Source organism: Flavobacterium sp. (genome assembly GCF_044371705.1).
In the GTDB taxonomy this organism is placed as follows: Bacteria; Bacteroidota; Bacteroidia; order Flavobacteriales; family Flavobacteriaceae; genus Flavobacterium.
The window spans coordinates 1-14,323 of the sequence record NZ_JBILTE010000058.1 but is presented as its reverse complement, the minus strand read 5'-3'; the positions used below and the strand labels follow the sequence as shown (position 1 = coordinate 14,323).

Here is a 14,323-nt window from a genome sequence, read left to right as displayed (position 1 = left end):
CGGAAGTGATAGACTTAATAAAAGTTGAGCAAGTAGTTGAAGCCGAAAAAATTATCGAAACATTTTATAAAAAAAATATAAAATCCATTGAATCAAAATTAATTTTTAAACATCCTGAACGAGAGGCAATTTTTAATGAGGCATTCAGAGCACATAAAAATAAAATGTACTATTCTTCAACAATTCTATTTTTATCTCAAGGTGACGGAATTGCTGATGGAAAAATATTTCATAATAGACAAAATTTCGAAAAACATCTTGACAAAAAAAGCAATCCTGATTTTGTAAGTCTTTTAAAGCATGACAGCCCTTTAAATGTACCCTCAATTAAAATAAAAAAAGAAAAATATTCAAGTAAGCTAAATAGACACGCAGTAATGCACGGAGAAGATACAAAATATGGGACGGAAGAAAATAGTTTAAAGGCACTTTCTCTGTGTTGCTTTGTAAGCGATTGGTATAATAGATATCAATTTCGTTAAAAATAATCAGCTATATAGAATCTACAAAATCCACAGTTCGTGCGAGCGTCTCACTCGTACCCACACAAAAAAAACCTATAGTCACGATTCGCAAAAGAATTTAAAAACATGAGCACCGAGCTAAAAAAAATATTCCCACCACTCTTAATTTTAATTGTCATGAATACCAGTTGCAACGGCTCTGCTGGAAATAATTCAAAGGTTGATTGCTTTACAACAGATAATTTTGACAGTGTTTACTCATTTATAAAAAGGGAACTTGCAACTAGTGAATCTGAGTTTTACATAGTTGAAAAAACTGAAATTCATATAACGAATGACCAAGAAATTACATTTAAAAGTAATGGATACACCTTTTCAAAAGTAAACAGAGAAAAAGGAATAATTTCGCTCCCGAAATACAAAGCCGACAATAATCAAGCTCAACTGAAATCAAGTCAACTATTTTGTAAAATTCTATCAGAAGTCAGCAATTAATACTTCTGAATTGCCAAATACGCTGAAATTTAAGTTAAAAAAAAACGGAAACAACTAATCAAAGTGCTTCCGTTCCTTCATACAAACTTCCTAAACTAAATTTTTAATGCTTGAGAGTTCTTATTAGTTTCTTTTGTAAACTTCAATCAGACCATTTGCATCTTTTAACTTTAATTCTGTCAAAGTAAGATTTACGATGTCTTGTGTTTTGCTTACACCATTGGTTACAATAGTTAAATTATTATTTGTTCTTGAATAGGTTCCGGGTATAATTGTTAACTCACACGGACTGTTTGTTGAATCGTAATCACCTTGATCAACATCTTTGTTTAGCTTTAGCTCCAGAAAATCCTGATCACAACCACTTTGATTTTGTGGAGCGTCAATTAAAAACTCTTCTCCGGCAATTGTTGTTCCCACTTGCAAAATATTCCATTTTCCAGGCAAAGGCGAAAGCGTTTCACCTCCATTATCATCGTCACTGCATGATGTGGCAAATAATCCCATACTAAGTGCAAAGGCGAATAATAAACTACGATTTTTCATAATCATTTCTTTAAATTGTTAGGTGTAAAATTAGTCCGCACACCTACCAACCTTGTTATAGAATTATCGATTTCAGTTGTATAATTTCGACTTTGGCAAACTTCTGCTAATGGACCTAAAAAAACCCGACAATTACTTGTCGGGTTTTAAAAATTTTTACTGATAAGTATTAATGTCCACCAGACACTTTTTGATCAAAATCAATACCTTGACTTCTTAAAATACCACTCACTCTCCATGCATAAAATGCTAGGTAAGCAAAGCAAACTACTCCTACAATGTAACTGAAATGAATGTTTGTAGCATCAGAAACAGCCCCTTGCAACCAGCTAACAATTCCTCCACCCATAATCATCATGATTAAGAAATTACTCCCTTGATTGGTGTTTTTGCCCAAACCGCTAATAGCTAAGGTAAAGATACATGGCCATAAAGTACTACAGAACAAACCAACACTTGTAAATGCATAAACACTCAACATACCGGTTGTGGACATTCCAATCAATAATGCTACAATACCCAATGTTGAAAATATCAATAACATTCGTGCCGGATTACCTTTACTGGCAATATCTGCTGCAATTAACACAATGATAACCAAGGCATATACATAAAAAGGCGTTAAATCATGTTGTGCAATTGCGTTTACTGCTAAGAATACTCCAAAAGCCAGATAAGGTGCAATAAATTTTAATTTCTTTTGTAAACTGGCTGTAACACTGAATGCCTCTACAGCACCTGTCCAACGTCCAATCATTAAACTCGCCCAATACAATGAAATATAAGGAGCAATATCTTTGGTAGCAAATCCTAAATCAGTTTCCATATATGCCGGTAAATTACTTGCAGTGGACACTTCCACACCTACATACACAAATATACCAATCATACCAAGAATCAATTGTGGATAATGCAAAGCTGATTTTTTGGAAGGTTTGGTAACATCTTCAATTTCTACCACTGCTTCTACTTTGTCCGGTAACGAAGAAAACTTTAAAAGAATGGCTACTACTATAAATGCCGCTCCTAAAATAAGGTACGGAATTTTTACACTTTCAATACTAACATCAGTATTGGCAGATGCCGCAGAACCGAAAATGGCAAAACTTACAATTAGCGGACCGATTGTGGTTCCAAAATTGTTAATTCCTCCGGCTAATGTTAATCGTTGAGAGCCTGTAGTAATCGGACCCAAAGCAATTGCGAGCGGATTCGCAACCGTTTGTTGCAACGAAAATCCGAGTCCAACTATAAACAAACCTGATAACATCAAGGGAAACGAACCGGTGTTTGCAGCCGGATAAAACAACAAGGTTCCTAACGCAGAAATAAATAATCCCAAAGCCAATGCATTCTTGTAACCGATTCGATTGATAATATCTCCCTTTGTCAAATAGGATATTCCCATGTAAATAAGCGAACCGACCGTGTATGCTACGTAAAAGGCAACGGATACTAACTGACTCTCCCCTTGCGATAAACTGAACGCTTTTTTAAATACCGGAATTAGTATATCATTACTGGCAGCCACAAATCCCCAAAAGAAGAAGACTGTTACTAAAGGGATAAATTGTCCCCATTTGGTTTGAACATTTGCTGTACTCATGTTTATTGATTAATTGGTTAGGTTTGAATTTGTTTAAATTGTTGAAAAATATACTACTAAATTTGTTATCGAAAATAAACTTTTAAATATACATTCTTTGAAAAAGTAAATGCTACAACAAGCAAATACTTATCAACGAAATACTTTTCATAAGTTTGTTCTTGTGCATAGCTACTGCTGTTTTACATTAGTTCTTTAGTACTTTACTCCGATTTTTTTATCTCACTTTTCGGTCCGATGCCATTATTGTTAAAAGCTTCAATTTGGAAATAGTACACATCCGAACGATCCAATCCGTTAAAATAGTATTCATTCGTTCCATACACCATAATGGAACCATATAGTTTATCCGGCGATTTTCCAAAATAAATAACATAACCGTCGGCGTTTGGCTCTTGCTGCCATTTAAACCAAACGTTTCTGCGTTCGCCTTCCACCTTCGGTCCAGAACGCAATGGCACAAAATTCTGAACCAATCCGGGTTTTTCTCCACTTCCCTTTCCAAATATTCTGAAACCACTTAGGGCAAATTTTCCAGTTGGCATTTGAATGTTGACCAACTTTAAATACCTTGCTTGTGCCGGTTTCTGGAGCTCAATGTATTCGTGCGGAACATCTTTGGTGTTTTGACTTTTATCAATTAAAACGGTCCACTTCTTTCCGTCATTGGACTGGTAAAGCACGTATTTATGTCCAACGGTCGTTTCCGGTTTTCCCATCAAAGTAACATCCTGATCGGCATAATTAATTTGAATGGCGTTGATGGTACTATTTTCGCCTAAATCAGTAATCATGTATTCTCCTTTATCAGCAGTTTTTGCACTCCAATACGTTTTAATGTCTTCATCCACTGCAAAATTGGGTTTGTAACCTCCCAATGTAGAAGAAACTTGCACGGGTTTCTGATAATTCAAAAGCATCCATCCCGAAAAAGACTGTGTCAAATGATTTTTATTTTCTGAAGGAAGAAAGGTTGGGTAATCACCATACGCTGTATTGCTATACATGACATCATCATTATCAAAACCTGCCGGCCAGATTCCTAAACGGCGTTCAAAATTATTCTTCGTGCAAATACCTATCGTAGAAACGTGCCAGTACTGTTTATTTGCGTCTTGATAGGTGGCACCGTGTCCTGCACCTCTTGCAAAACCACCGGGTTTGTACGAAAACGGATTGTGCGGTTGGTATTCAAAAGGTCCCAGCGGACTTTTACCCACATAAACGCCATCGGCATACCCACTAAACTCCGTTCCCGGAGCTCCATATTGCAAATAGTACTTATTGTTGTATTTAGTCATAAACGCTCCTTCGGTAAAAGGTTGTAGAAATGTATTGTCGTTATTTTCTCCAAAACGTTCCCAGCCATGTTCAAAATCGTTCAAAGCCAGAACCGGAACAGGGTTGCCTTCCGGTTGAAAAGTTTTTCTGTTCAATTTTAAACCGTATAAAGGGTATAAATTACTCGAACCGTAATACATATAAATTTCATCGGTTTCCTCATCCCAAAAAATTTGTGGATCCCAAGCACCCGCTTGCTGTTTGTGCACCAGTTCTTTCCAATCATCCACTTCAGGGTTGGTGCTCATCCAAATGGGAAATTCTTTGGTATGTGTGGAACCAATAACCAGCAACGTATCGTTGACAAATGACAAAGAAGGTGCACACAATTCATCCCACACTTTATGTTCGGGACGAAGAAATTTACGTGCAACGAATGTCCAATTCAGCATATCTGAACTGTGCCAATAACCCCATTGATTGGTAGAAAACAAATAGTATTTGCCTTTGAAAAAAGTAATAACCGGATCGGCAGTTGCCCGGTGTTTTCCTTGCGTTACAAAAGGTTCAATCGGACAATACCCATAATCAATGTTGATGGGATTGCAATAGGTTTTTTGTTGTGCTAAACTATTAGTTGCAACACAAAAAATGAAAAATAAAAGGGCTATTTTTTTCATGGCGGCTCTCTTTAAAAAAACCCTCTGAACGAATTCAAAGGGTTTTTCGTAAACAAATAACTCAAATCTAATTAATTAATTCAAAACTTATTTTCTGCGAAACTGTTGAATCAGTTCCAACAAAGACTTCAAAAGTACCGGGTTCGGCTACCCATTCTAATTCGGAATTGTAAAACTTCAAATCGTCTATTGTAAGTTCAAAAGTAACCGTTTTAATTTCCCCTTTTTTAATCAATACTTTCTGAAAACCTTTTAATTCTTTTACGGGTCGGGTTACGGATCCAACCAAATCGCGAATGTATAACTGCACGACTTCCTTTCCGTCAAACTGACCTGAATTAGTTACATCAATTGATACTTGTAGTTTGTCAGACGATGCCATTTTTGGTTGCGATACTTTTAAATTAGCATAGGAAAAAGTTGTATAACTCAAGCCGTAACCAAAAGGAAACAATGGTTCATTGCGTTCGTCGATATAATTGGTCAAGAATTTTACAAATTTTCCTTCGGTATTGGTCAATGGTCTTCCGGTATTTTTAAAACTGTAGTACACGGGAATTTGTCCGACACTTCTTGGAAAAGTCGCCGTTAATTTACCCGACGGATTTTCATCACCAAACAACACATCGGTAATCGCATAACCGGCTTCAGTTCCCGGAAACCAGACATTCAAAATGGCGGCTACTTTTTGATATTCTTCTACTAAAACCAGTGGACGGCCCGTAAATAAAACCAAAACAACAGGTTTGCCGGTTTGCAATAGAGCATCTAATAATTCTTTTTGTGCATCGGGAATTTCTAAATTGGTCCGACTGCTTGATTCTCCTGCCATTTCTGATGATTCACCAATGGCAGCTACAATTACATCCGATTGATTGGCTATTTTTAAGGCTTCTGCCAATAGTTCTTCTTTGGTTCGGCTGTCTCTATTCAGTGTTTTTCCAAACATGGTTGCTCGTTCCTCATACGCTGCATCATGCATTAAATTGCTTCCTTTGGCATAAAGAACTGTGGCTTGTTTGCCCAGTAATTCCTGCATTCCATTGGTGAGAGTAACCGCATTTTGATGCTTTGTTGCGACACTCCATGTTCCGGGCATATTTACGGCATTATTACCGAGTGGTCCAATTACTGCAATAGTTCCTGATTTTTTTAACGGTAAAAGTTGGTTATCATTTTTTAGTAAAACCAATGATTCGGCTGCTGTTTTTCGAGCCTCCGCCCGATGTTCTTTGGTGAATATATCTGTTTTTGAACGTTTTACATCGCAATATCTATAAGGGTCTTGAAACAATCCTAAATCATATTTGGCTCCTAAAATTAATCGAACCGCATGATCGATTTGTTCCATGGTCACTTTCCCTTCATCCAATGATTTTTTAAGTGTGTTTAAAAAGCCACCGCTTACCATATCCATTTCTATTCCGGCTTTTAAAGCTAAAGCAGAAACGGTTTGAAAATCGCCAATACCGTGTTCCATCATTTCTTGAACGGCCGTATAATCTGTTACGACAAATCCGTTGAATTTCCATTGGTTTCTTAAAACCTCCGTCATTAACCATTTGTTTGCAGTGGCGGGAATTCCATCTACTTCGTTAAACGATGCCATTACAGAACCAACTCCGGCATCAACTGCTGCTTTGTAGGGTGGAAAATACTCGTTGTACATTCGAATTCTACTCATGTCCACCGTATTGTAATCTCTACCTCCTTCGGGAGCACCGTACAATGCAAAATGTTTTACACAAGATAATATGGTTGTATTCAACGATAAATCTTTTCCTTGGTAACCGTTTACCATGGCTTTGGCAATTTGACTTCCCAAATACGGGTCTTCGCCCGAGCCTTCTGATACTCTTCCCCATCTTGGGTCTCTGGAAATATCTACCATAGGTGAAAACGTCCAGTTGATACCGTCGGCACTTGCTTCTTTGGCTGCAATCTGTGCACTTCGTTCAATCAACTCCATATTCCATGTACTTGATAATCCTAAAGGTATTGGAAATGTAGTTTCATACCCATGAATAACGTCCATACCAAAAAGAAGCGGAATTTTTAATCTACTTTTTTCAACGGCTATTTTTTGAACTTCTCTAATTTTCTCCACTGATTTAATATTGAACAAGCCTCCAACCTTTCCATCTTGAATATCTTTTGCAACATTCGAACTGTTGGCTTGACCGGTGGTAATATCACCTGAAGTAGGTAAATTAAGTTGTCCTAATTTTTCCTCCACAGTCATTTTTAATAGTAAATCAGTAATAAATTGTTCTTTTGGAGCTATAGTTTTGGTTGCTTTTACTTGTGCATTAAAACTAGTCCCAGCAAGGAATAGAAGCAATAAGAATAGGCTTTTGATACGATTCATTTTAATTTACTTTTTTTGTTGTGATAATAACCACTTATAAAATTCGGGGTTGGAATAGGTTGAATCCCAGCTGTTGTGATTGTCGCTTGGAAAAATAAATAATTCAGATTGTTTATTTTGTTTTTTTAGTTCTTGATGCATCAGTATAGAATCTTCGGGTAAAACAACATCATCCAAAGCACCGTGATAAATACGAATGGGCATATTTAATTTAGGCACATCGATTAGCATTAAAATATCTACCGGTGCACAAACGGGTGCAACTGCAGCAAAAAGTTCAGGATGTTCAGTGGCTAATTTCCATGTTCCCCATCCACCCATGCTCAGTCCTGTTAGATAAATTCGAGTTGCATCTATATTGTATTTTGAAATCGTTTCTTTAATTAGCTCATAAACTGCTGTAGTATCCCACCAAACATTTGAGGGACATTGTGGAGCAAGCAGAGCAACCGGCGATTGTATTAAATCTTTATAAGTAAAAGGGCTATGATTTTTAACTAAGGCTAAATCTGTTCCTCGTTCCCCAGAACCGTGAAGAAAAATAATCAATGGAAATTTTTCCTTTTGGTTAGTTGGCAACTGAAGAATATAGTTAAGTTGTACTTTAGTTTTAATCTCTTTTGAAAAACTTCCTTCAATTTCTTGCGAAAATACTTCAAAAGAAAAAATGACTAGTAAAATAGCAACACTATTTTTCATAAGTTCTGTCTAAATTAAAATCCGTGTTGCGACGATGAAAAGCCTAACGTTTCCAGACCCTCTTGAACTTCGGGAGCATTCATGAATAAATTCCATAAAAATCCGGTTCTATAATTTTCAATCATCGGAACAATTGTTCCCTGATCAATGGCTAAATATCTTTTAGTTACCCAATTATGATGGGGTGAAAACGCGTCATAAGGTCCTGCTACGCCTATCAAGCGGTCTTTCCATTCCGGGTTTTCATAAAAAAAACGCAATGCTTTCATCGATTCTACAGGAGTGTATGGAAATGAAGACAAAGCGGCTGTTGGTGTAATGACGCCTCTATCATTTCCGGGTTTATGGTCTGTGTAACCCACACTTCCATTGCTGTTTCGGGTATAACTTGCTGTTAATCCCCAACATGCATCGCTGTATCCATTCCATCCAACCGGATTGGCAACAGAATAGGCATGCATAATTTTTGCGTGATTTTGCGTAAGCGTAAAATAGTTTGCATATTGATCGGTTAAACCTCTAGGATCTAACCCCAAATAGGAATAATGCGACCAAAACATGGGACCCACATTTCCTGTAGCTCCATTGTAATTAAACACCACCGGAATGTTGTAACGCATACCCGGATGTGTAATGTTTCCATTTCTGGCCCAAGCTTGATGATAAGCTGCTGCAGGAATGGGATGCGTGGGAGAAGCTGCCCCCATTACATAAGTTATTAAACATTCGTTGTAACCTTCTAATTTAAAATTTAACTGCCATTCATAATTTGGCGACCAATGCCAGTACATTGCATTTTCGCCTTTTGTATACCAACTCCATTCGACACCTTTCCATAAATCATCGGCTTTTAAAGCAAGAGCCTGTTCTTCGGGTGTACCGTTTTTAAAGTACTCTCGTATACAAATTAAACCTTGGCATAAGAACGAGGTTTCTACTAAATCACCTCCGTTATCAATCGTTCCAAAAGGTACAACGTTGCCATTGGTACCATTAATCCAATGACTCCATGCACCATGAAAGCGATCGGCATTTTCTAGAAAAGTCAAAGCGGTTTGTAAACGACCTACTGCTTCGGCTCTGGTTACAAAGCCTCTTTCAATACCCACCAGAATAGTCATCAATCCAAAACCGGAACCTCCGGTAGCAACTAAATTCTGATCAACCGAAACTTCTTCCACATGATACCGCTCACGAGCCAATTTAGAATTGGTCTCTGCGTAATTCCAAAAATATTTAAAGGCATCTCTTTGTACCAGGTCCAAAATTTCCTGATCAGACATGGGAGTTACAATGATTGGATCATCGTCAATAACCGCTACATCATCGGATTTGGTGCAGGAACAAGAAATGGTTAAAAAATGAACGACAAATAAAGTGCGAAAAATATTTTTCATGGGAATGAATTTGAAGAAAAAGATGGTAAAAAAAACCTAACAGGATTGCTCCTGTTAGGTATTTTATAAGAAAACAAGTTATCTACCGGCTAATTCTAACTCATAAAGAGCTCCAATTTCAGCAACTGTTAATGTTTTGTTGTAAACTCTAAGTTCATCTACACCTCCTTTTAATGCTTTATTCCATGGTTCTGCATTTGTTCCGTTAACAACAGTTTCCATAGCTCCAATAACAGGTCTAGTTGGGGTAAAGTGATTTAACATTAATGGATCTCCTCCATTTCTTACTTCCCATGCAGAATTTGATATTTTTACACCATTTACATACAATTTGTTTGTAGCTGTTGTACCATCATAAACGTACACAACATGAGCCCATTGTCCACCAATTTTATTTGGATTCCAAGTGTGAGTAGCGTCCATCCAAGGCTCTTGTTTTAACATATTAACAGCATCACCACCAAACTCAGTCCCATCTTGTTTTTTAATTCTGAAAATACCCTTCAATTGAATGGAATCACTAGTTGTTAAACCATGTGTTTCTCCTATTAAATTTAGGTTACCAAAAATTTCACCAGTTCTAGTTAAAGAAAAAATAGGAGAAATATTACTTGGGCCACCTGCAACTATTTTAGTATTAGATAATTTTATCCAACAACTGATAGAAGCACTCCCTGAAGTTGAACTTAAAGCTGTGATAGCAGGATAAGCCAAATAACCTTCATTAAAATTTGCAGCTTGTCCTTTTACACCTGTAACGTAAGTAGTTGCAACTGTTGAAGATGGATCAGTGTTTGATTTACTTTCTTTACCGTTTCCATTTAATGGCCAGTAGGCTAATAAAGAACTTGCAGCAACTTCATCCGCATTGTTGTAACCACCAATTGGAGGAAGCGGAGCTGAATCATCATCACTACATGCAATAAATGCTGTGCTTAAAAAAATGACAGCCAAAGATTTAAATAAAATTTTGTTTGTTTTCATAATGTTTAAAATTTAAAATAATTAATTGAGTTAATATGTTATGTTACTTGTTAATAACCAGGGTTTTGCAAGAGTACACCATTACTTTGAATGATTTGATCTTGTGGAATGGGAAAACGTTCGTGAGTACCCACGATAAAAGTTTTTCCGTTTGCAGCCATTGCTGATACTGCTTGACCGGTTCGAACTAAGTCAAACCAGCGGTCGTGCTCCATTGCCATTTCTAGACGACGTTCTTTGTATACATCAGTAATAGTAACTGATGTTAGTTCCGCCAAACCGGCACGGACTCTTATCTCATTTACGCGATCGGTCGCTTCTCCTACCATTCCGAGTTCTGAGGCTGCTTCGGCACGGATTAACAGAATATCGCTGTATTTTAAAATTCGTAAATTTTTGGCGGTTAAACCTTTATCACCATTCCAAGACTCTTCAATACTACTTTGATACGCCTTGTAATTGTATCTGGGATTATTCCATGTAGATGATCCAATAAAACCATCCCATAAAGTAAACGGTGTGGTTTGCACAAATAGAATAGTTGCTTCTCTTCGAACATCACCCGGCTCATAGGCATTCGACAATGCTAGAGAAGGAGAGTTAAATCCCCAACCTAAGTCGGGCGTTCCTCTGGCACCTTGCACATTAGTATAATCACGAATACCGGCATTTAAAGCTGCTTGCACTTCATAAATAGACTCGGATTTGTTTTCACCTACTTCACGCCACACTTCAGCATAATTGGGTAAAAGTCCGTATTGTCCCGATGTGATAACATTGCCAGACATATCGTAAGCCATTTGCCATTTTTCCTGATACAAATAAGCTTTGGCTAATAATGCTTGAGCGGCACCTTTGGTAGCTCTGCCTAAATCATTAGGTGAATATTGACTTTTTAGAGGCAATAAATCAATTGCTTCCATTAAATCACTTTCAATGACAGCATACGTTTCTTCTTTGGTTTTTCGGACGAAAACAACATTATTGATTTCTTCCGAATTATTAATATCTATTCGCTCTGTAACCAAAGGAACACCCCCAAAACAACGAACTAAATCAAAATAAAACAATGCTCTTAAAAATTTAACTTCACCAATCAATCTATTTTTTAGTGTTTCATCAATTGTAAGTTGTTCCAAATAGAACAAGGCATTATTGGCACGATAAATGCCGTCGTATCGGCCGTTCCAAACATCACTAAAGGAAATATCACTTGGTCCAAAAGTCAGGTTATCCATTTTTTGCTTATCGGTTCCTGTATCACTGGGAGTCGAACCTTTATCGGCATCATCCGAAGTAATGCTTGTCATGCCAATCCAGGAAAAGGAATACATGTTGTAATCTAACTGCTTATTATAGACTCCAGTAACAAGTGCTACTGCATTATCCGGATTATTTAAAAAATCAGTTTCAGATAGTGCATCGTTGGGCAATACATTCAAATCATCTTCGCAGGAACTCACTAACAAAAAGACTATTACTACTAAAATCGAATGAAGTTTATATATATTTTTCATAACCATAATTTTAAAATGCAACATTTAAACCAAGAAGAAAGGTTTTATTTGTTGGATAGGCATCCAATTCAATTCCTGCACTTCCTAGGGGGTTACCATTATTATTACCGGAAACTTCTGGTGAATACCCGGTATACTTTGTAAAAATAAATGGATTGATAGCCGTAGCATAAACTCTCACTTTGTCAATTTTATCATAAAACTTTGGGATATTATATCCCAAGGTAATATTATTAATTCTTAGAAAAGCACCGTCTTCAACATAATAAGTGGAAGCAAGAGGAACTTCATTAAAAGGTCTAGGATTTTTAGCATCTGGTGTTGAGGGAGTCCAAAAATCATCTAAAATTGCATATTCAATATTTTCACCACCAAAACGTTGTGCTTTTTTACCATTGTAAATTTTATTTCCTCCCACACCAAACAAATCAGTTGAAAAATCGAAATTTTTGTAAAATAGAGCCAAATTTACGCCATAAGTATAGGTTGGCAAATAAGAACCCGCATTCACACGTTCGTCGCTGTAAGTAAACGCTCCATCTCCATCAAGACCTGTTACCTCATAAACATAAAAACTTCCCAAAGGTTCCCCAACCAATACTTGCTTGGTAAACTGTCCATTACCTAAACCCCCACCAATTACATTGGCAAAATAGGCATTGCTTACATCTTTTAATTCATTTTTATTGTTGGAGTAATTCGTACCGATGGAATATCGCCAATCTTCGTTGATGGAATCTTCCCATCGCAAGGACAATTCAAAACCATTATTAGAAACTGTACCCGTATTTAAATAAACTGCTCCCGGAGAAAGTACCGGAGGTAATGAAACCGGAAGAATTACATCAACTGAATTTCTGTTGTAAACATCAAATGTTCCGGACAATTTATTATCTATCATTTTAAAATCAACGCCAAAACCAACTTCTTTCATCGTCTCCCAAGACAAGCTAGGATCTACTTGATAAGGTATATTCGAGCCCGCATAAATTTGCTGATCAGCACCAAAAGCGTAGTTATATCCCGATGCAAAAACTAAATTATTTAAAGCATTTCCGGTATTTCCATTGGCAACTTCTCCATAACCTCCTCGAATCTTCACGTAGTTTATTACTTTTACATTTTGGAAAAAGGATTCATTACTCATTACCCAACCAGCAGATATCGCTGGAAATAAACCCCAACGTTGATCTTCTTGAAAAGAACTGATACCTTCTCTTCGTAGCGAGGCGGTTACTAAATATTTACCATCATACTCATAATCGCCTCTCGCAAAATAGGCTATTGACACAATTGGTGTAGTTTGTGAGTTTGAAACAACTGCTCCAGGAGCAATTTCCCCATTGTCTGTTGAAAAATCTAAGTACCAATAATTCGATTGTTCAGGAACATTCCATCGCGTTCCCGACAAAAAGGAACCATCTCGACTAGTGGTTCTTGACATACCCAAAACTCCGGTAATAGCATTTTTTCCAAATTCTTTGGAATAACTGAAATAATTATCCCAGTTCCAAGAGAATTGATCATACTTACGTTGATTTAAAATATTAATCGGCTGGTTTAAAGGGTAATTATCTATTTCTTGTGTTGGATTTTGAGACAACCATATATCTCGACTAGGAGTGAATGTATACCCTTGTCCCATATCGTAGGTAGTACCAAAATTGGTGGTGAATTTCAAATCGTCAATAATCTTTAACTCTGCCATTACAGAACCAAAAATAGTAAAATTCTTATTTTGCTCGTTGGTGTAATACAATTGAGCCGCTGGATTCGCTACATTATTATATCGATCGCCATCATAATCATTAAAACCATCCTCATTGACAAAAGGCATACCCCAACGACCGTTAGGATATCTTACGGGCATAATCGGCGACTGTCTATAGGCGTTGGTAAAAGCACTAAGAGGCTTAGGTGTATTGTTTACAATTGAGAAGTTTAAAGCATTGGATATTTTTAAACGATCGTCTAAAAGTTTGACTTCTACTCGAGAATTGATATTATTTCGTTCAAATTTTGTTCCATTCAAAATACCTTGTTCTTGGTAATTGGTATAGCCTAAATAGTAATTGGCATTCGCACTACCGCCGGAGATGGATAAAAAGTTGCTTAACACATTTCCGGTATCTGTAATTTCGTCCAACCAATTGGTATTATAGGGTTGATTTGTTAAACTAAAATAACTACTCGATCCTAAAGCAACGTTATTATAGTAAGTAAATCGCTCTGCATCTGCCATTTTGACTTCTCTTTGAATATACTTCTGACCATAATATGTATCAT

General features: G+C 36.8%; 11 protein-coding genes. 2 read left to right on the top strand and 9 right to left on the bottom strand.

Going from position 1 to position 14,323, the window contains the following annotated elements:
* On the top strand, window positions 1–482 hold a 482-nt coding region (locus ACIQ2S_RS05800), incomplete at its 5' end, for a hypothetical protein (RefSeq protein ID WP_396173816.1).
* Window positions 483–641: 159 nt separating this feature from the next.
* A complete protein-coding gene (locus ACIQ2S_RS05795; protein ID WP_396173813.1) occupies window positions 642–959 on the top strand; it encodes a hypothetical protein in 318 nt (105 codons plus the stop codon).
* Between the two features lie 123 nt (window positions 960–1,082).
* Here ACIQ2S_RS05795 and ACIQ2S_RS05790 read toward each other — a convergent pair whose 3' ends face one another.
* The 9 genes from ACIQ2S_RS05790 to ACIQ2S_RS05750 all read right to left on the bottom strand — a co-directional run.
* Window positions 1,083–1,505: a lipocalin family protein gene (locus tag ACIQ2S_RS05790; RefSeq protein WP_396173811.1), complete on the bottom strand. Its 423-nt coding sequence runs from the start codon at window positions 1,503–1,505 to the stop codon at window positions 1,083–1,085.
* Between the two features lie 169 nt (window positions 1,506–1,674).
* Entirely contained in the window at window positions 1,675–3,111 is a 1,437-nt protein-coding gene (locus ACIQ2S_RS05785) for an MFS transporter (RefSeq protein WP_396173808.1), read from the bottom strand.
* Between the two features lie 203 nt (window positions 3,112–3,314).
* The gene (locus ACIQ2S_RS05780) at window positions 3,315–5,072 is read right to left on the bottom strand and encodes a discoidin domain-containing protein (protein ID WP_396173806.1); all 1,758 of its coding nucleotides are present in this window, start codon (window positions 5,070–5,072) and stop codon (window positions 3,315–3,317) included.
* Window positions 5,073–5,139: 67 nt separating this feature from the next.
* Window positions 5,140–7,440, bottom strand: coding sequence for a beta-glucosidase BglX (gene bglX / locus ACIQ2S_RS05775; RefSeq protein WP_396173804.1), 2,301 nt, complete (start codon window positions 7,438–7,440; stop codon window positions 5,140–5,142).
* Between the two features lie 6 nt (window positions 7,441–7,446).
* Window positions 7,447–8,139 (bottom strand): prolyl oligopeptidase family serine peptidase, encoded by a 693-nt coding sequence (locus tag ACIQ2S_RS05770; protein ID WP_396173801.1) that lies wholly within the window; start codon window positions 8,137–8,139, stop codon window positions 7,447–7,449.
* 14 nt (window positions 8,140–8,153) lie between these two features.
* On the bottom strand, window positions 8,154–9,536 hold the full coding sequence (locus tag ACIQ2S_RS05765; protein ID WP_396173799.1) for a glucoamylase family protein: 1,383 nt from the start codon (window positions 9,534–9,536) through the stop codon (window positions 8,154–8,156).
* A 78-nt stretch (window positions 9,537–9,614) separates the two neighbouring features.
* Entirely contained in the window at window positions 9,615–10,520 is a 906-nt protein-coding gene (locus tag ACIQ2S_RS05760) for a LamG-like jellyroll fold domain-containing protein (RefSeq protein WP_396173796.1), read from the bottom strand.
* Window positions 10,521–10,570: 50 nt separating this feature from the next.
* A complete protein-coding gene (locus ACIQ2S_RS05755; protein WP_396173794.1) occupies window positions 10,571–12,037 on the bottom strand; it encodes a RagB/SusD family nutrient uptake outer membrane protein in 1,467 nt (488 codons plus the stop codon).
* Between the two features lie 10 nt (window positions 12,038–12,047).
* A partial coding sequence (locus ACIQ2S_RS05750) for a SusC/RagA family TonB-linked outer membrane protein (protein ID WP_396173791.1) occupies window positions 12,048–14,323 on the bottom strand: 2,276 nt, incomplete at its 5' end.

Coding starts and splice junctions, on each gene's coding strand:
- bglX (WP_396173804.1), bottom strand. CDS start 7,440: ATGAATCGTATCAAAAGCCTATTCTTATTGCTTCTATTCCTTGCTGGG.
- ACIQ2S_RS05760 (WP_396173796.1), bottom strand. CDS start 10,520: ATGAAAACAAACAAAATTTTATTTAAATCTTTGGCTGTCATTTTTTTA.
- ACIQ2S_RS05755 (WP_396173794.1), bottom strand. CDS start 12,037: ATGAAAAATATATATAAACTTCATTCGATTTTAGTAGTAATAGTCTTT.
- ACIQ2S_RS05785 (WP_396173808.1), bottom strand. CDS start 3,111: ATGAGTACAGCAAATGTTCAAACCAAATGGGGACAATTTATCCCTTTA.
- ACIQ2S_RS05790 (WP_396173811.1), bottom strand. CDS start 1,505: ATGAAAAATCGTAGTTTATTATTCGCCTTTGCACTTAGTATGGGATTA.
- ACIQ2S_RS05770 (WP_396173801.1), bottom strand. CDS start 8,139: ATGAAAAATAGTGTTGCTATTTTACTAGTCATTTTTTCTTTTGAAGTA.
- ACIQ2S_RS05795 (WP_396173813.1), top strand. CDS start 642: ATGAATACCAGTTGCAACGGCTCTGCTGGAAATAATTCAAAGGTTGAT.
- ACIQ2S_RS05780 (WP_396173806.1), bottom strand. CDS start 5,072: ATGAAAAAAATAGCCCTTTTATTTTTCATTTTTTGTGTTGCAACTAAT.
- ACIQ2S_RS05765 (WP_396173799.1), bottom strand. CDS start 9,536: ATGAAAAATATTTTTCGCACTTTATTTGTCGTTCATTTTTTAACCATT.